The sequence below is a fragment of the Prevotella sp. kh1p2 genome (assembly GCF_900111525.1).
GTDB lineage: Bacteria > Bacteroidota > Bacteroidia > Bacteroidales > Bacteroidaceae > Prevotella.
The window spans coordinates 1-17,725 of sequence record NZ_FOHY01000022.1 but is presented as its reverse complement, the minus strand read 5'-3'; the positions used below and the strand labels follow the sequence as shown (position 1 = coordinate 17,725).

Here is a 17,725-nt window from a genome sequence, read left to right as displayed (position 1 = left end):
GCCGGAGCAGGCCTCTGCGCCTGCCCCTATGGCCAACCGCCAACCCGCGGCATGCAAGTTACGGCCACTGATGCCGGTGCCTGCAGGCCGCGTTTTTTTGACTTTACGAGGCGGAACACACGTTCCGCGCACAATGGAAACCGAAACTTAGCAAACAAGAAGAACAGAAATGAAAGTTTTATTAGTGAACGGAAGCCCGCATCCGAGCGGCAACACCTTTACCGCACTTAACGAGATAGCCCGCACGCTGCAGCAAGAAGGCATTGAGACCGAAATCTTTAACCTGGGCACCCGGCCCGTTCGCGGCTGCACGGCATGCGGAAACTGCAAGACGAAGAACCCCGGCCGCTGCATCTTCGACGACGATGTATGCAACAGCTTGTCGGCGAAATGCGCCTCGGCCGATGCTTTCGTCTTCGGCAGCCCCGTGTTCTACGGCCAGCCCAACGGCGCACTCATGGCCGTGCTGCAGCGCATACTCTACTCCAACGGGCAGAACCTGCAATACAAACCCGTAGCCAATGTGGCCGTATGTCGCCGGGGCGGCGCCACTGCTGCCTTCCAGGCAATGAACATGATGTTCCAGATGATGAACATGCCCGTGGTATCCTCGCAGTATTGGAACATAGCCTACGGCCGCCAACAGGGCGAGACAGCGCAGGATATAGAGGGCATGCAGACCATGCGAACACTGGCCTATAACATGTCCTGGATGCTGAAGAAGCTGCACCACGACGGCACCAGCGACCTGCCTAAAAGCGAGCCGTGGGCGCCCATGCACTTTATCCGCTGACCGGTTGCCGACGGCAATCCCGCAGCAAAGAAGCCTGACAGCCTCCGCATAGTTCGTCAGGCTTTTTTGTTATCCCGCCCCGCCGGGCTCACACGCGCGTTTTCAGTTCTCTGCAAACGCCTGCCGGAGGCGTCATTCACCACAATCAGGAACTTTCGACAAGTGTCGCACATGAATTTGACAAGTGTCGCATCATCGTTTGACACTTGTCGAAAGTTCCTGAAGCATAGCTTCGGCATCCTGAAAAAGGCACACTAATTACCGCAACGGCATCGGTCATGCCTCGCATATATCCCACTACTACAAAATAAAAAGGCGAAGAAACCTTTGCAGAATAAAGATTTCACATTATATTTGCACATCATCAAGAAAACTAAGACATGAAAAAATCCTTATGCTTTATAGTCAGCTTACTGCTGATATTCATGAGTTGCAAGGAAAAAACCAACCCAAACCACCCTGTAACAGCAAGTTCCATAAGGGAGAAACTGCAAGGCTCATGGAACAGTGTGGGCGATGACGCTTACTGTGAACTATACTTCACAGGCGATTCCGTTATCTGGGTGGATGCTTCACCCGAACGTACAGATAGGTACGAACTGCGGGGAGATACGCTTTGCATGGCCTACTTAGGAGACATGATGCAAAACATTATCTCTTTCGTCGGCGACACCCTGGCTCTGACTGATGTTTCCGACCCTACTATTAGCATAAAATACCTGCCGTTCGGCACCATCGCTATTGGTGGCAAGAGAGTCATGCTGCCTAACAAGGTGAACGATAAGAGCGAAAAAGAGTGGAAGTCTGTCATCAGCGACTTGAGCCATCAACCGCTTGACAGCGCTGCACTGAACGAATGGAACAAACTGTACTTGTTTGTCGACGGCGCTGTTGCAGATAACGTGGACTATACTCTGGCAAGCCTGTACAAGAAAAATCCGGGGCTTTTTCTCCATTGGATAGCAGCCTACACGGGGGCTAACGACAATAAAATACAGTTAGGCGTCTTTGGCGGTTGGGAAGAAACCGTGGGTTATCCTACTAAAGCTGCAGTGAAACGGGATGTTAGTCGCATGAAAAACCAGACAGAGAAAAAGCTTCTAAACAGCAAACTGAACGCTGTCAAAATAAAATGCTGGGCGTAATCCATATAACAAAGAGTTCCGAAACAATCCGAAACACACAAGTCCTGAATAGATTTCGAAAACCTATTCAGGGCTTTCGCTGTTTTTAGGCCGTAGGAGCAGCTTTTTTGATATTTTATGCTGTTAGTCGCAAAAAATATATATATTTGCAGCATAAAGTGCGATTGGAACGTGATTTTGTAAGCTGAGGCATCATAAAACCGTAACAACCATGAAGCCTGACATGATAAATACATTCTGCAGAAAATGAAAACAAAAGAATACTTTATATTCAGATGGGTGCTTGTTGCCATTGGCTCACTCTTCTTTTTGCATGTGGGCGCGATGGCAAGCGAGCCTGACAGCACGACGCTGCCGGCCGACACGTTAGGCGAAAAGCAGTGGGCCATAGTCAACGTGTCGGTATGCAACCTGCGCCAAGCCAACGACTACGACGCCGGCATGGCCTCGCAGGCCCTGCTCGGCATGCCCGTAAAGTTGCTGCAAAAAGACGGATGGTACGAGATAGAGACACCCGACAACTACCGTTCGTGGGTACTCGGCGCCTCGCTCCGGCTGGTTACGCGTGCCGAACTGGAGCAGTGGAACCGTGCAGAGCAGGTGGTGGTAACAGCCATCTACGGCTTTGTGTACAGCAAAGCCACCGCCAGAGCGCAGACGGTAAGCGACGTCGTGGCCGGCAACAGACTGAAGTTGCTCGGCACCAAGCGTAAGTTCTACCACGTGGCCTACCCCGACGGCCGCACAGGTTACCTGCCCAAAGCCGACGGACAGCCCGTAGAGAAGTGGCGCCGAGCCGTGAGGCACGACGCTGCCAGCATTATAGAGACAGGCAAGCGGCTCATCGGCGTGCCTTACATGTGGGGTGGCACGAGCACCAAGGGCGTTGACTGCAGCGGCTTTGTGCGAACCACCCTGCTGCAACACGACATCATCATACCGCGCGATGCCTCGCAGCAAGCCTTCAAGGGGCAGCACATCGACATCGCGCCCGACTTCGGCAACCTGCTGCCGGGCGACCTCGTGTTCTTCGGCCGCAAGGCTATGGACGGCAAACCAGCCCATGTCTCGCACGTAGGTATATATATAGGTAACAAGAAGTTCATTCACTCACTGGGCTGGGTACACATCAGCAGCTTTAATCCTGCTGATGCCGAGTACGACGAATACAACCTGGGCAGGCTGCTGTGGGCACAACGCATACTGCCCTACATCAACCACGAGGAGGGCATGAACACTACGGACCGCAACAACTTCTACCGCTAACGGGCTGCTGCTGACCACAGTGGGATATGGTGAAGACAAAGATTAGCAACGAAAACAGACAAATAACAGCATGGACAGAAGAGATTTCCTGAAGAAAACAGCACTCGCTGCAGCAGGCTCCGCACTGGCTCTGAGCAAGGTGGAGGCCATGGAGAAAGTGGCTGCACCCCTGTTCAACATCAACCGAAAGGGAACGGGCAAAACGCTCAAGCTGCGCTTCTTCCCCTACGAACTGCGGCTGCAGCACGTATTTACCGTAGCTTCCTACTCCCGCACCACGACTCCCGACGTGCAGGTTGAACTGGAATACGACGGCATAGTGGGCTACGGCGAGGCCTCCATGCCACAGTATCTGGGGCAGACGGTGCAGAGCGTGAGCGCGTTTCTGCAGAAAGTGGACCTCAGCAGGTTCAAGGATCCGTTCCTGATGGACGATATCCTAACTTATGTCGACAGTCTCTCGCCCGGCGATACCGCTGCCAAGGCTGCCGTAGACATAGCCCTGCACGACCTGGTGGGCAAGCTGTTGGGCGCTCCGTGGTACAAAATATGGGGGCTGAACAGGGAGAAAGCGCCCTCTACCACCTTTACCATCGGCATTGATACGGCCGATGTGGTAAAGCAGAAGACGCGCGAATGTGCCGACAAGTTCAACATTCTGAAAGTGAAACTGGGCCGCGACAACGACAAGGAAATGATAGAAACCATCCGAACCGTAACCCAGTTGCCCATTGCCGTTGACGTGAACCAGGGCTGGAAAGACCGGGAAAAAGCGCTCGACATGATTTTCTGGCTCAAGGAACACGGCATCGTAATGGTTGAACAGCCCATGCCCAAAGAGCAGAAGGACGACATCGCTTGGATAACCGAGCACAGTCCGCTGCCCATCTTTGCCGACGAAGCCATCCAGCGGCTCAAGGACATCAAGGACATTGAGGGCGCCTACTCCGGCATTAACATCAAGCTGATGAAGTGTACCGGCATGCGCGAAGCCTGGAAGATGCTGAACTACGCCCGCGCCCGTGGCATGAAAGTGATGATGGGGTGCATGACGGAAACCTCCTGTGCCGTGAGTGCAGCCGCGCAACTGTCGCCGGCAGTCGACTTTGCCGACCTGGACGGCAACCTGCTGATATCCAACGACCGCTTTAGCGGCATGGAAGTGGTGAAAGGAAAGATAACTCTGCCCGACCGCCCCGGCATAGGCGTGGTGAAGAAAAAGAACGGATAACGCAACGGAACCAAAACTGTGAAGATGAGAGAGTTGGTACAACGAATGAAGATAACTATCAAACATAAGCAGCTGTCGGCAACGGCAGCCATGCTGGCAGGGGTTCTTTCGGCCGCTGCCCAAGGCTATTCGTGGGATGCCGACCTGCATCACAGGCTGTCAGTTGACTTCAACAGAACACATGAAGAGGTGAAGGCCTATATCCGAAAGTACATTCCCGACGTGACGGAAGCGCAGATGAACGCCTGGGAAAAGACGGGCGCACTGGAGTCGAGAACCGTAGACGGGCAGAAACTGTACTTCCACAACGCCGCGCCAAACCTCTTCCGCATTGACGCAACATGCCGAAAGATAAAGGAACAAAAGGACGGCAAGACCCCAGAAGGCAGTGAGGAGGTGGACCGGGTGAACGTGCCGCGCATCATTGAGGCCTGCAAACGGAGCCACAAACACCTGGCTGAACCCAAGCGCATACGCGTAAACTATAGCATAACGGTAAAGGCCGATGCCGTACCTGACAGCGAGACTGTGAGATGCTGGCTGCCTTTCCCACGCACGGACATAGACAGGCAGCAGGATGTCAGGCTCATATCGACCAACATCAAGCCGCTATCACGTGCCCCCATGAGCTGTGCGCACTCGTCGCTCTACATGGAGCAGCGCGCAAGGAAGGGGCAACCCACCGTTTTCTCCGAGACCTTCGAGTTCACCTCTTACGGCAGCTGGCACGGAATCAAGGCAGAAGACATCAAGCCCTACGACACCTCCACGGCGCTCTACAGGCAGTACACATCGGAACGCGACCGGCATATCCTGTTCACACCACGGCTCAGACAGCTGGCTGACAGCCTCACCGAAGGCGAAAAAAATCCGCTGTTGAAAGCCAAGAAAATATTCAAGTGGGTGGACGACAACTTCCCCTGGGCTTCGGCCAGAGAGTATTCTACGATAGACAACATACCCGAGTACGTTCTGGCCAACCGCCACGGAGACTGCGGACAGGTAACGCTGCTCTTCCTGACGCTGTGCCGTATCAGCGGCATTCCGGCCCGGTTCGAGAGCGGCTTCATGCTGCATCCGCACGCAGAGAACCTGCACGACTGGGGCGAACTGTACTTTGAAGGCGCCGGCTGGGTGCCGGCAGACATGTCGTTCGGCATCCCCTCCTACGCTGCCAACGAGGAGGAGCGCTACTTCTTCTTGGGGGGCATAGACTCCTGGCGCATGGTTGTAAACTCCGACTACGGCATGCCGCTGTTTCCACAGAAGAAGTTTCCGCGCAGCGAGACCGTCGACTTCCAGCGCGGAGAAGTGGAATGGGCCGGCGGAAACCTCTACTTCGACCAATGGGACTGGCACATCAACGTCACCTCTACTGAACTTTAAAACATCAATCCATAACTATCAATCATCCTGAAAAATGACCCCTGTAACTATCATCATTACCGTTGTAGCCTACTTTTTGCTGCTTTTCACCGTCTCCTACCTAAGTGGAAGAAAGGCAGACAACCAAGGTTTCTTTGTAGGTAACCGCAAATCGAAGTGGTATGTGGTGGCAGTAGCCACAATGGGGTCGTTTATCTCGGGCGTTACCTTTGTTTCCGTGCCGGGCATGGTGGCCGACAAGAGCTTCTCGTACCTGCAAATGGTGATGGGTTTCATCGTGGGTCAGTTTGTCATAGCCTTCATTCTTATTCCCTTGTTCTACAAGATGAACTTGGTGTCGGTGTACCAATATCTGGAAGACAGGTTCGGCGCGAAGTCTTACAAGACAGGAGCGTGGTTCTTCTTCATCTCCAAGATGTTAGGCGCATCGGTCAGGCTGTTCCTCGTCTGCCTAACCTTGCAGCTGCTGGTCTTCGCCCCACTCCGCCTGCCTTTTATTCTTAATGTGGTAGTCACGGTATTCCTCGTGTGGCTCTACACTTTCCGCGGGGGCGTGAAGTCCATCATCTGGACCGATGTGCTGAAAACTCTCTGCCTCGTCCTGTCGGTCGTTCTCTGTATCTACTACATCTCCGGGCGACTTGAACTAAACTTTGCCGGCATGCTGAAGTCAATCTCCGACAGTGATATGAGCCAGGTTTTCTTCTTCGATGACATCAATGACAAGCGCTATTTCTTCAAACAGTTCCTGGCCGGAGTATTCACCATGATAGCCACAACGGGACTTGACCAAGACATGATGCAGCGTAATTTGAGCTGCCGGAACTACAAGGACTCGCAAAAGAACATGATGGTGAGCATTTTCTGCCAGTTCATCATCAACCTGCTTTTCCTCATGTTGGGCGTACTGTTGTATCAGTTTGCAGCCAAGACAGGCATTGCCGCCAAAGGCGACAGTCTGTTCCCGGCCGTTGCAACGAGCAACTTTCTGCCGGTAGTAGTGGGCGTGCTGTTCATCATCGGACTGTTCTCGTCGGCCTATTCTGCCGCAGGTTCTGCCCTGACTGCACTCACCACATCGTTCACCATCGACATTCTGGGCGCCGACAAGAAGGCCGACAAGGACGAAGTGCTGGCCGGAACGCGGCGCAAAGTACATGCCGGAATGGCCGTGCTGATGGGAATTGTCATCTTTGTTTTTGGCCTGCTGAACAATTCGAGCGTAATAGATGCCGTCTACGTGCTGGCCAGCTATACCTACGGACCTATCCTGGGATTGTTCTCCTTCGGCATACTGACCAAGCAGAAAGTACGCGACAAGTACATTCCGCTGGTCGCTGTGCTCTCTCCTATTCTCTGTTACATCCTCCAATCCAATTCCGAGAGCTGGTTCGGGGGCTATAAATTCAGCTACGAATTGCTGATATTCAATGCCCTGTTCACTTTCCTCGGGCTCTGTCTGCTCATCAAGAAACAACCTTAACAAGCACCTCATGAAACACCGCACCCATCTTCTCGCCCTGCTCCTGATATCGGTTTGTCTCTCCGTTCACGCCGAATGCAGAAGCCAAGGCCGTGTCATTACCGGGGCAGAACGAACAGATAAATATATCGGATTGCTGAAAGGCAAGCGCGTGGCGCTATTTTCCAACCAGACGGGCATCGTAGGCAACAAGCATACGCTTGATGTTCTGCTGGAAAACGGCATACAGGTTGTGACCATCTTCTCGCCCGAGCACGGCTTCAGAGGCAAGGCCGACGCCGGTGAAACGGTAAATAGCGGTGTAGACGAAAGGACTGGCGTGCCCATCTACTCACTTTACGGCGTCAAAGACGGCATACCCGACGAGGCCGCAATGAAGAAGTTTGACGTGCTCGTTAGCGACATTCAGGACGTGGGCCTGCGTTTCTACACCTATTATATTACCATGGTAAAGCTTATGGGGCAATGCGCTGCCTACAGTAAGTCGATGGTTATACTCGACCGCCCCAACCCGAACGGCTTCTATGTAGACGGACCCATCCTGGACATGAAGTACAAATCGGGAGTAGGAAGCCTTCCCATTCCGATTGTGCACGGCCTTACCTTGGGCGAATTGGCACTCATGGCTAACGGCGAAGGGTGGCTTCCGGGCGGCATCCGCTGCAAAGTCACGGTCATCAAGTGCAAGAACTACACGCACCAAACACGCTACCGGCTGCCTGTAGCGCCCTCTCCAAACCTGCCAAACATGAAAGCTGTCTATCTGTATCCGTCGCTCTGCTACTTTGAAGCCACTCCGGTGAGCCTCGGACGCGGAACAAGTCTGCCCTTCCAGCAGTTCGGCCATCCCGACATGACAGGTTACTCACATTCCTTTACGCCGCAAAGTGTGGAGGGAGCAAAGAACCCTCCGCAGCTCGGAAAACTGTGTCGGGGGCGAAATCTCAGCCAACTGAGCGACACAGCCATCTGGAACAGGAAGATAGACCTCGGCTATCTGATTGAGGCTTACAGAACTCTGAACATGGGAGACAGGTTCTTCACCGGTTTCTTTGAGAAGCTCATTGGCGTTGACTACGTGCGCCCCATGATTGAGCAAGGTAAAAGTGCAGCCGAAATCAGCCGCATGTGGCAGGCCGATGTGGAGAAGTTCAAGCGCCAACGCCGCAAATATCTGCTATACAAAGAATAGTTCCCGCTGCCCTGCTCGTGTCTTTCGCAACAGCCGGTACACGGAAACTACACGCTCACTCTACGCTTTTAAACAAAACATCAACCTATAAGTTTCATTTAATTCTTTACGATTATGGATGAAAACCACAAGAAAAAGAACACCGCTCCCCGTACTCTATGGGCAGCAGCGGTATTGAGTGCCTTGGTTTTAGGCAGTGGAACAGCTTCTGCCAATGTGGCTTCAGCCGGCAGAACCTTGCATGCCGAGTCTCTGCAACAGCAGCAGAACCGCATTACAGGCAGCGTACGCGACGCCAACGGAGAACCCGTTGTTGGTGCAAGCGTGGTGATAAAAGGGTCTTCCAAAGGCTTTGTTACCGACATGAACGGCAACTTCTCCATTGATGCACCGGTGGGTTCAGTCATCGAAATATCCTATATCGGCTTTGAAACACAAGAAGTAAAGATTGGCAACAGCAGAACTTACAATGTTACCTTGCGTGAAGACGCCCGTACCGTGAACGAAGTTGTTGTAACGGCCATGGGTATCAGGAAAGACAAAAAAGCGCTCGGCTATGCCATCACCGACCTGAAAGCCGACGAGCTGATGAAGAACAAGCAGACCAACATCCTGAACTCGCTCGCCGGAAAGATTGCCGGTGTCACCATTACCCAAGGAGGAGGCGCTGCGGGTGGCGGTTCCGAGATTATCCTACGTGGCGGAACTTCGCTCGAAAGAGACAATCAGCCGCTCTTTGTCATCGACGGCATCATCTATGATAACTCCACAACCGTACCCGGAAACTCCGCTTTCGACGGCACAGTTTCGGCTGCTTCCACCAATGCTAACCGTGTGATGGACGTCAATCCCGAAGACATTGCCGACATCTCCGTGCTCAAAGGCCCTGCCGCAGCAGCCCTCTACGGCTCCCGCGCATCAGCCGGTGCCGTCATCATCACCACCAAGAAGGGACAGTCCGGGCGTGTTGAGCTGAACTTCTCCAGCAAGCTGACCACTTCGCATGTATGGCAACTGCCCGATGTCCAGCAAACTTACAAGCGCGGATACTCCCAGGATGTATTCGATGCCGCGGGCAACTATCTGCGTACCGACTATGACAACCGTTCCTACGATTCATGGGGAGAGAAGGCTGAAGCAGGCGAACCGACGTACGACAACATCGGCAACTTCTTCAAATCGGGGCTTGCAACCGACAACAACGTCAGCATTTCGGGTGGCAATGACAAGGGAAACTTCTTTCTCTCCGGCTCCTACTACGACCAGAGTGGTATCATTCCGCACACCGGGTACGACAAGGCTACGTTCCGCTTCAATGGAGAACAGAAGTGGAAGATGCTTACCTTCGGTGCCAATGTAGCCTATTCCGTTGCCCATACCGACAAGACCCTGACCAGTGCTGCCCTCTATGGCTCAGCCGGGTCGGGTACCATGACGAGCGTGTATCGCTGGTCGGCCTTCGACGACATGACGCACTACATGAACGAAGACGGCTCCCGCTACCGCCTACCCGGCGTGAGCGATGCGCTCGAATATTGGGATGAACGCGACAACCCCTACTGGATTGTGAACAAAAACAAGATTAAGGACAGCACCCAGCGCCTCACCGGAGGCATCCAGGTACGTGCCGACATCACTCCGTGGTGGTGGGTCAGCTACCGCCTGGGCATTGACGAACACGAGACCAACAACTATAAGAGGATTGCACGGGGCGGAGTCGTGAAATCTGACTGGCAGAAAGGCATGTACAGCGAGAACGATTACAAGTACCGTTACTTCTCCAACAACATCATGACCAACCTCAGTCATTCCATCGGCGACTTTAACGGAAACCTCTTGTTGGGCTTCACCTCGGAGGATACCAAGACCGTATCCAACTACCGCATGGCGTGGAACCTCATCGTACCCGACTTCTATTCCTTCGACAACTCAAACTCCACCGACCGCAACTTCAAGAATGTAAAGTCGCAGCACCGCCTGTTGGGTCTTTACGGAGAAGCCCGTCTGGACTGGAAGAGCATCGCTTTCTTCACCTATTCTGCCCGCAACGACTGGTCATCAACGCTGCCCAAGGCCAACCGCTCCTATTTTTACCAGTCCTTCAACGGTGCCCTGGTATTTACCGAGCTCATGCCCAAGAACGACATTCTCACCTTTGGTAAGGTTCGTGCCAGCTGGGCACGCGTAGGAAAAGACGCATCCCCCTATTCCACCAACACCAGCCTGTGGCCCATAGGCACATTCATTGGCGGTAAGACGGGCATGGGTAACAGCTGGACAGCAGGCAACGCGTTCCTCAAACCCGAGATAACAGAGTCTACGGAACTGGGCCTTGAGCTGCGTTTCTTTCAGAACCGGCTCCGCCTGGACTATGCTTACTACACCAACAACTCCTACAATCAGATTATGAGTCCGCGCCTTTCCAACTACATCGGCTACATTCTGCGCGATGTGAATGCCGGCGATGTATATAATAAAGGTATGGAGCTCTCCATCAGCGGTACGCCTGTAATGACCAAGGATTTCCAATGGGAGACCGGCATCAACCTGAGCGGAAACCGCGGAACGGTTAAAAATCTCATGGACGGGGTAGACATTCTCTACGTTACCGATGTACAGATAGGCAACGTGAGGGCAGCTTCGTTCAACGACGGCCACTTCATGGCCATCTCCGGCAGTCAGTGGTCGCGAGCCGAAGACGGGCAGGTTATTCTCGACAAGAACGGCATGCCCTCCTATGATGGTTCCGACAAGCACGAGGTGGGCAACCGAGAAGCCAAGGTGCGTGGCGGCTGGAACAACACGTTTACGTACAAAAACCTGTCTCTGAACATGCTTTGGGACTTCAGCTTTGGCGGCGACGTGTTCAACGGAACTCAATACGCAATGACCGTTGCGGGCATGAGTAAGTTGAGCGAGAACCGAGAATCCATCACCATTGACGGCCTCCAGCAGCAGGGCGACAGCTATGTACCGGCCAGCTACACCTTCGAACGCGGCAAGACTTACGACTACAACGGCAAGCCTACCTCCGGAGATGCCATCATAGAGGGCTACTATCAGACCTACTACCCACGCGAATCGCGCAACTTCATCACCAAGGTGAACTACTTCCGCCTGCGCTCTCTCAACTTAGTCTACAACCTGCCGGCTGCCTGGCTGCAAAAGACGGGTTTCATCAAGGCTGCATCGGTTAACTTTGCTGCCAACAACCTGCTCCTCTTCACCAACTACGACGGCGACCCCGAAGTGTCCTATGCCGGTTCCGGTTCCATCGGTTCGTCCTCCGTTGGCATGGATTACTGCTGCGTGCCTGCAACGCAGAGCTTCACCTTCGGCATCAACATCACTTTCTAAATCACCCAACCCATAAATACACATGACTATGAAACTCTATCAATCAATCATAATCGGTTTGGCCGGCATGCTGACTTTCAATGCCTGTGATGGTTATCTGGACATTAACGAAAACCCGAACACCCCCACTGCCAACTCGGCCAGCTACGAGTACCGGTTGCCCTGGTGCCTCCATTACCTGCAAGCATGCTACGAGATTGGCGCCAGCACAGACACCTACTTTACCGGATTGCTCACCACCCCGGCAGCCCGCGAAGGCGGAGCAGCCAGGTGGAACTTAAATGCCAGCACGCGAATATCGAACCTCCAGCAGTGGTTTCTGGTGCCGTGTGCATCCAACCTGAAAGACCTCTACGACAAGGCCATGGCTGCCGGAGCCTATCACTACGCCGGCTGTGCCAAGCTCATGCGCGCTTACGGCTTCATGAACGAGATAGACCACTTTGGAGAATGCCCTTACACCGAGGCGTTGGGCGAAGCCACCGCTCCCAAGTACGATACCGGAAAAGCCGTTTTCCTGGGTTGCGTGAGCGAGATTGAAGAGGCCATCGACCTCTTTTCGCGGACGCAGGAGGCTGGAGCCAGTCCCCTCTCTGTGGGCGACAACTGGAACAACGGCGACGTGAGCAAGTGGCTTAAATTCTGTTACCTGCTCAAGGCACGCTGGCTCAACCACCTCACCAAGAAGCAGCCCGGCAGCTACAAGGAAGGAAAATACGACGCCGACGAGATTTTGGCCTGCCTCGACAAGGCGCAGCAGAGCAATGCCGACAATACTGTTATCTACCATACCGACACCAACGGCAGCACGCACGACGTGGAGGGATGGGACGAGACGGTAGACTTCAACGAGATTTTCTCCTGCATTGGCATGAACAACAACCGCTACTACGTGACAAAAACCTTCTACGACAACCTGACGAACTTCGACAACAAGGGCATTGAAGACCCCCGTGCCGACAAGTTCATCCCCTGGGTTCGCTCCCATAAGTCGGCCAGCACGCCGGCCGAAATCAAGTGGAACGCCAACGGAACATGGCGCCGTTCGTTGGGCATCGACATCATCCACAACGACATCTTCATCAATGGCGGCGGCCCCACGCCTATCGCGTTCACGGCAACCGGAACCACCAATAACGGCATAACCTACCCCGCCAACTCCTGGTACTGTAATACCAGCAACAGCGAGCGGCAGGGCGACACCATCTACGTGCACGGTAAGTCAAGTTCCAAGGGCTACAACAGCAACAAGGACCTGCTCTTCCGTGTGGGCGAAGTCGACGAGAGTGCCGTGAGCGGCGTGTTCTCTGTACGCCCCGACACGCCCACCTTCTTCGGTTCCTACTGGGAGGCATGCTTTATCCGGGCCGAGGTGTTGATGCGTAAGGGCGACAAGGCCGGTGCCTTTGCAGCCTACAAGGCTGCCATTGAGGCCAACATCCAAGCCGTAGAAGACAAATGCAAGGACTGGGTAAAGGGCGATGCTACGCTGGCCAGCTGCCCCTCGTTTGCCCCGGCTCCGGCTGCCGACATTGCCAACTTCCTCGACAATGCCATCGGAACGGCCTCCGACATCAGCATGAGCAAAATCATGACGCAGAAGATTATGTCCATGCTGTGGAGCACAGAGACATGGAACGACATGCGCCGCTTTGACTACGACCCGGCCATCTTCATGAACTACGGCAAGCCCCACTGGTATAACGTAACCGGTTCGGCCAAGACCTACTGCCCCGACGGCAAGTCTCCGCGCCGCCTGCCGCAGGCTTCGTACGAGACCGATTACAACTCCGCCAATCTGGAAGCCATCGGAGCGCAAGTTCCGGGAGCCCTGGATTTGCCGTTGCCTACCACTGCCAACGTGAAGTCAGTGTGGTATAACTCCGAGCAGATACGCACCCTGCCCATCTGGTGGGACTCCAATCAGGAATAAAAACGGTGCGTTTGCAACAGCTGCAAACAGCATTTGAAACGATAAAACCTCAGATTTCGAAAGCCGAAGTCTGAGGTTTTACTTTATCACCAACCTGTGTAACGAAGCGCTAAACAGCCAAGCTGCGGCCTCACCGGGCACCTTTTACCAGTTGGAACGAGTTTGTTATCAGCTCCCGCAGCACCTTGCCGTCGGCCTCAAGGGCGTTGATGCCTATCCAGTACCGGGCATTGCCGTTGTAGGGGTTGCCTATCCAGTCGTACCGTTCCTGCAGTTCCGGAATGCGTTCGGGCCGGCATTTCACGGTTACGTGGCTCAGGTCGTTGATGTCGAAATAGCAAAACATGTGGCCGCCGATGTAGAACACCAGTACATCCTGTGCCTGTCTGAACTTGGTAAAGGGAAACTTCTCCTCCACATCTGCCGACAGCGACAGGCAGTAAGCCCGCAAATCCTCTACATTCATCCCTTTCTATCTCCTTTCGTTTTACCCTTCACCGTACTGCGAGCGCAGCCTTTTGGGCAGGCGGGCGCGCACGATGCGGTACGATTTCCCGATGAGCAGCTTCACCAGCGCATCGTCCAGCGTGTCCAGATAAAGGTCGTTCCAGTGCATCTTGTTCAGATGATAAGCCGGCCGTATGCCGTCGTAGTGTTCGCGCAGGTCGGCTCCCTCATCCGGATTCAGTTTCACGGCACACGTTGGTTCGGGCGATTCGAGCCTCAAGTGCAGGAATATCTTGCCGCCAATGCGGAATATCAGCCAGTCGGGACCATAGGGCATATCCTCCGTAACGCCTGGCATGGTCAGCGCGTACTCCCTTACTTCTTCTATATTCATATCTTTTTCTTGGTTTCAGTCAGCAGCCATTGTATGCCTTTAGCCATGCGCCAGTCCGCCTGCATGTAGTGGTTGCCGTTGTTGAGGCGGAACTCCGTGGCTATGCCTTGCGCCTTTACGCGGTCGGCCAGTTGCCGGGTGTTGTCCTCAACGGTGGCCAGCACCTCGTTGCGAGTAATGCGCTCGCGGTCGCCCAACGAAAAGTATGCAGCCCGCAGCGGCTTTACGAAATTGTGGGAGGCGGCAAAATCCATGAAGCCGGGGAACCAGAAAGAGCCCGAACCGGACACGATGCCGTCGAAGCAATCGGTCTGGCAGGCAGCCCAATAGGCAAAGAGCCCGGCCAAGGAGTAGCCTGCCAGGTAACGGCCGGCCACCTGCAAGCCCGCTTCGGCCTGCGGCACCACATCTTCTACAAGCGTGCGGAGCCACTCCCTGCCCCTGCCTTCGCAGGGTTCGTCGCCCTCGAACAACCTGTCTATGGGCCAGGGCGACATGTCGGCGTTCCAGTCGAGCCCGCTGATGGCCACGAGCACGAACTGGCGCGTGCCCACCTTGCGGCACTGCTCCCACACCCGTTCGCCCTCATTGCCGAAGGTGTGCAGGTAAACTACGGGCAGCGGCTTGTCGGCAGCACCGTAAACGTAAATTTCCTTACCGTTTATCGTCATTTGTTTCAGCTTTTCTGCAAAGGTACAAAAACATATCAGAACTCCAAGCGCATCATGTCCTTCATTTCCGCAAAGCCCAGCGAGCGGTACAGCCGGCGCCCGGCAGCGGAGGTTTCGAGATAGATTTTGCCTATGCCCATTGCCTTGGCGCGGGCCACCAGCCAGCCGGCAATCTCGCGGCCTACGCCCTGCAGGCGATAGGGCTGCCGGCAGTAAACGTTCATCAGATAGGCACAGCGCCCGTCGGGATTGTCGGGCGAAGGCATCTCCTGCTGCAGGCACAGTCCGCCGCAGCCCACGGTTACGCCGTTAACCTGCGCCAGCACGGCCACATGTCCGCCCTCCCGCAACTGCTGCCGGTAATAGGCACGGTTGGCATGCTCCAGCTCCGCCGTGTCAGCATCGGCCGGAATGGCAAACACCTCGTGCAGCACTTCCATGCGCCACTGCATCAGCAGCTCCACGTCGGCAGCCGTGGCTTCCTTTATTTCCAGTCTTCCGTTATCCATCATCTTACAGATTCCATTCTTTCAGTACCACAGGCAGTGCCTGCCGGTCGGTCTTGCCGTTGGTCGTCATGGGCAGTTCGTGCATGGCAACGAAGAACTCCGGCATCATGTACGGTGCGAGATACATGGAGAGCTTGCGCCGCAGTTCGGCATAGCTGAACTTCCGCACGTCGCGCGGTACGATGTAGGCAACCAGATACGAGAGGTTGCTGCTGTCCGTATAGGGCACCACCACGCCTTGCTCCACCTCGCTGCAGGTGTTTATCAGGTTCTCTACCTCGTCGCATTCCACGCGTTTGCCCAGTATCATTACCTGCTTGTCCTTGCGGTGCAGGAAAGCGATGTTGCCGTCGGGCAGCACGTATCCCAGGTCGCCACTTCGGTACTTGCGGCGCCCACGGCTGTCTTCGGCGAAGTTGACCTGCTCGGGTTTAACGCCCACATAGCCCTGCGACACGCCTCGGCCGTAGATGCAGATTTCTCCCGTCTGGCCCGGAGGGAGCACGTTGCCGTCCTCGTCCTCTATGTCTATGGCCGTTCCCAGCACCGGCTTGCCTATAGGATAGGTGCCGTCGGGCAGTGGCCGGCCGCCGTTACATTTATAATAGGTAGCGCAGACGGTAGTTTCCGACGGGCCGTAGGTGTTGTACACCATCGCCTGCGGGAGCAACCGGTCCACGTACTTCTCGCGCAGCACGTCGCCGCCGCTGATGAGCAGCCGCAGCGAACGGGGTATCCGTTCCAGCTTGTTCATCTCGAGCAGCAGGTAGGGGAAACCGCTCATCTCCGTAACGGCATGCTCTTCAACGTACTGCATCAGCAACCCCATGTCGGCCTTGGTTTCCTCCGGGGGGATGAAGAGGGCTGCGCCGGAGAGCAGCGTGGTGAACATCTCCTCGACGAAGATGTCGAACGAGCACACCGAATGTTGCAGCATGCGGTCGCCCTCCTTGGGGTGGAACTCGTTGCTGAAGGCATGCACGTAGTGGCAAACGTTGGCATGGGTAACCTTTACGCCCTTGGGTTCGCCCGAGGTGCCGGAGGTATAGAGCACGTAAGCCAGCCGGTCGGGCCGCGACATGTCGTCTATCTGGATGTCGCTCCGCACTTCCAGCCCCTCTTCTATGAGCAGTTTGCGGAACCCGTTGTCTATATGGGCGGCGTACTTGCGGTGAGTAATCAGGAAGTCGACGTCGCACTCCTTCATCATGAAGCGTATGCGCTCTACGGGAAAATTGGGTTCTACGGGCACGTAGGCGGCTCCCGACTTGAGTACGGCCAGTATGGCGGCCGTCATCTCCACGCCGTGATCCATCGCAATGCCCACGAACGAGGGCCGGTTGCACAGGAACCGCGAGGCGATGGTATCGGCCAGGGCGTCCAGCTGGCTGTAGGTGAGCTGCCGCCGGCAGTCGGCCACGGCCAGCGCATCGGGCCGTTCGGCCACCTGCTGTTTAAATAAGGTGTAAATCGTTTCCATTTTCAGTTTCTCTACTGACTGCCACAAAGATACAAAAAATCATCGACAGGCGGTTACATCTGCCTGCAGCAATTTTTCTTTTTTTACCATTATGAAACAGCAAGGCGGATTCCATAAGCAAGTGCAAAGTTAGGCAATTCTTTCCTTAATGAGGTCTTTAGGCTTCCCAAATCCGTTTTTCTTTCTTGGCCTGTTGTTCAATTTTTCCATCACGTGTCTGATATACTGCTTTGTTATTCCCCTGAAATCCGTCTTCTTGGGTATATACTGCCTGATGAGTCCGTTCATGTTCTCTATGGCCCCCTTCTCCCATGACGAGTATGGATGTGCGAAGTAAACGGTCGTGTCCAGTTCCCTTGCGATGATTTGGTGTGCGGCAAACTCAGTGCCGTTGTCAGTCGTTATGGTCCTTACGGGCACCCCGCATCCTGCGAGCAG

At 54.6% G+C, this 17,725-nt stretch carries 15 protein-coding genes; 9 read left to right on the top strand and 6 right to left on the bottom strand.

The annotated features are described in order from the left end of the window. The first annotated feature begins 169 nt into the window (after positions 1-169). The 9 genes from BMW31_RS11760 to BMW31_RS11715 all read left to right on the top strand — a co-directional run bounded on the left by BMW31_RS11760 (position 170) and on the right by BMW31_RS11715 (position 13,786). Positions 170-793: a flavodoxin family protein gene (locus tag BMW31_RS11760; RefSeq protein WP_091826166.1), complete on the top strand. Its 624-nt coding sequence runs from the start codon at positions 170-172 to the stop codon at positions 791-793. Positions 794-1,173: 380 nt separating this feature from the next. After that, complete coding sequence (locus BMW31_RS11750) at positions 1,174-1,938, top strand: hypothetical protein (RefSeq protein WP_091826161.1); 765 nt, start codon at positions 1,174-1,176, stop codon at positions 1,936-1,938. Positions 1,939-2,184: 246 nt separating this feature from the next. Then, the gene (locus BMW31_RS11745; protein ID WP_091826159.1) at positions 2,185-3,204 is read left to right on the top strand and encodes a C40 family peptidase; all 1,020 of its coding nucleotides are present in this window, start codon (positions 2,185-2,187) and stop codon (positions 3,202-3,204) included. 70 nt (positions 3,205-3,274) lie between these two features. After that, on the top strand, positions 3,275-4,435 hold the full coding sequence (locus BMW31_RS11740) for a dipeptide epimerase (protein WP_091826157.1): 1,161 nt from the start codon (positions 3,275-3,277) through the stop codon (positions 4,433-4,435). Between the two features lie 90 nt (positions 4,436-4,525). Then, positions 4,526-5,821 carry a transglutaminase-like domain-containing protein gene (locus BMW31_RS11735; protein WP_177166326.1) on the top strand — a complete coding sequence of 432 codons (1,296 nt, stop codon included), beginning with the start codon at positions 4,526-4,528 and terminating at the stop codon, positions 5,819-5,821. A gap of 34 nt (positions 5,822-5,855) precedes the next feature. Next, positions 5,856-7,304 carry a sodium:solute symporter gene (locus tag BMW31_RS11730; protein ID WP_091826153.1) on the top strand — a complete coding sequence of 483 codons (1,449 nt, stop codon included), beginning with the start codon at positions 5,856-5,858 and terminating at the stop codon, positions 7,302-7,304. A 10-nt stretch (positions 7,305-7,314) separates the two neighbouring features. Then, entirely contained in the window at positions 7,315-8,496 is a 1,182-nt protein-coding gene (locus BMW31_RS11725) for an exo-beta-N-acetylmuramidase NamZ family protein (RefSeq protein WP_410524448.1), read from the top strand. A gap of 114 nt (positions 8,497-8,610) precedes the next feature. Beyond that, complete coding sequence (locus tag BMW31_RS11720) at positions 8,611-11,853, top strand: SusC/RagA family TonB-linked outer membrane protein (RefSeq protein ID WP_091826148.1); 3,243 nt, start codon at positions 8,611-8,613, stop codon at positions 11,851-11,853. Between the two features lie 22 nt (positions 11,854-11,875). Beyond that, positions 11,876-13,786: a SusD/RagB family nutrient-binding outer membrane lipoprotein gene (locus BMW31_RS11715; RefSeq protein WP_255404957.1), complete on the top strand. Its 1,911-nt coding sequence runs from the start codon at positions 11,876-11,878 to the stop codon at positions 13,784-13,786. Positions 13,787-13,916: 130 nt separating this feature from the next. Here the strand turns inward: BMW31_RS11715 and BMW31_RS11710 are convergent, their stop codons facing one another. The 6 genes from BMW31_RS11710 to BMW31_RS11685 form a co-directional block, all read right to left on the bottom strand. After that, positions 13,917-14,252 carry an MmcQ/YjbR family DNA-binding protein gene (locus BMW31_RS11710; protein ID WP_091826144.1) on the bottom strand — a complete coding sequence of 112 codons (336 nt, stop codon included), beginning with the start codon at positions 14,250-14,252 and terminating at the stop codon, positions 13,917-13,919. Positions 14,253-14,273: 21 nt separating this feature from the next. Continuing rightward, the gene (locus BMW31_RS11705) at positions 14,274-14,627 is read right to left on the bottom strand and encodes an MmcQ/YjbR family DNA-binding protein (protein WP_091826142.1); all 354 of its coding nucleotides are present in this window, start codon (positions 14,625-14,627) and stop codon (positions 14,274-14,276) included. After that, positions 14,624-15,298: an alpha/beta hydrolase gene (locus tag BMW31_RS11700; RefSeq protein WP_091826138.1), complete on the bottom strand. Its 675-nt coding sequence runs from the start codon at positions 15,296-15,298 to the stop codon at positions 14,624-14,626. Before BMW31_RS11700 ends, BMW31_RS11705 begins: the two co-directional genes overlap by 4 nt. 35 nt (positions 15,299-15,333) lie before the next feature. Then, on the bottom strand, positions 15,334-15,810 hold the full coding sequence (locus tag BMW31_RS11695) for a GNAT family N-acetyltransferase (protein WP_255404956.1): 477 nt from the start codon (positions 15,808-15,810) through the stop codon (positions 15,334-15,336). A 1-nt stretch (position 15,811) separates the two neighbouring features. Beyond that, positions 15,812-17,287 (bottom strand): amino acid adenylation domain-containing protein, encoded by a 1,476-nt coding sequence (locus tag BMW31_RS11690; protein ID WP_177166324.1) that lies wholly within the window; start codon positions 17,285-17,287, stop codon positions 15,812-15,814. Positions 17,288-17,416: 129 nt separating this feature from the next. After that, the coding region (locus BMW31_RS11685; RefSeq protein WP_177166323.1) for an IS30 family transposase at positions 17,417-17,725 on the bottom strand (309 nt) is incomplete at its 5' end.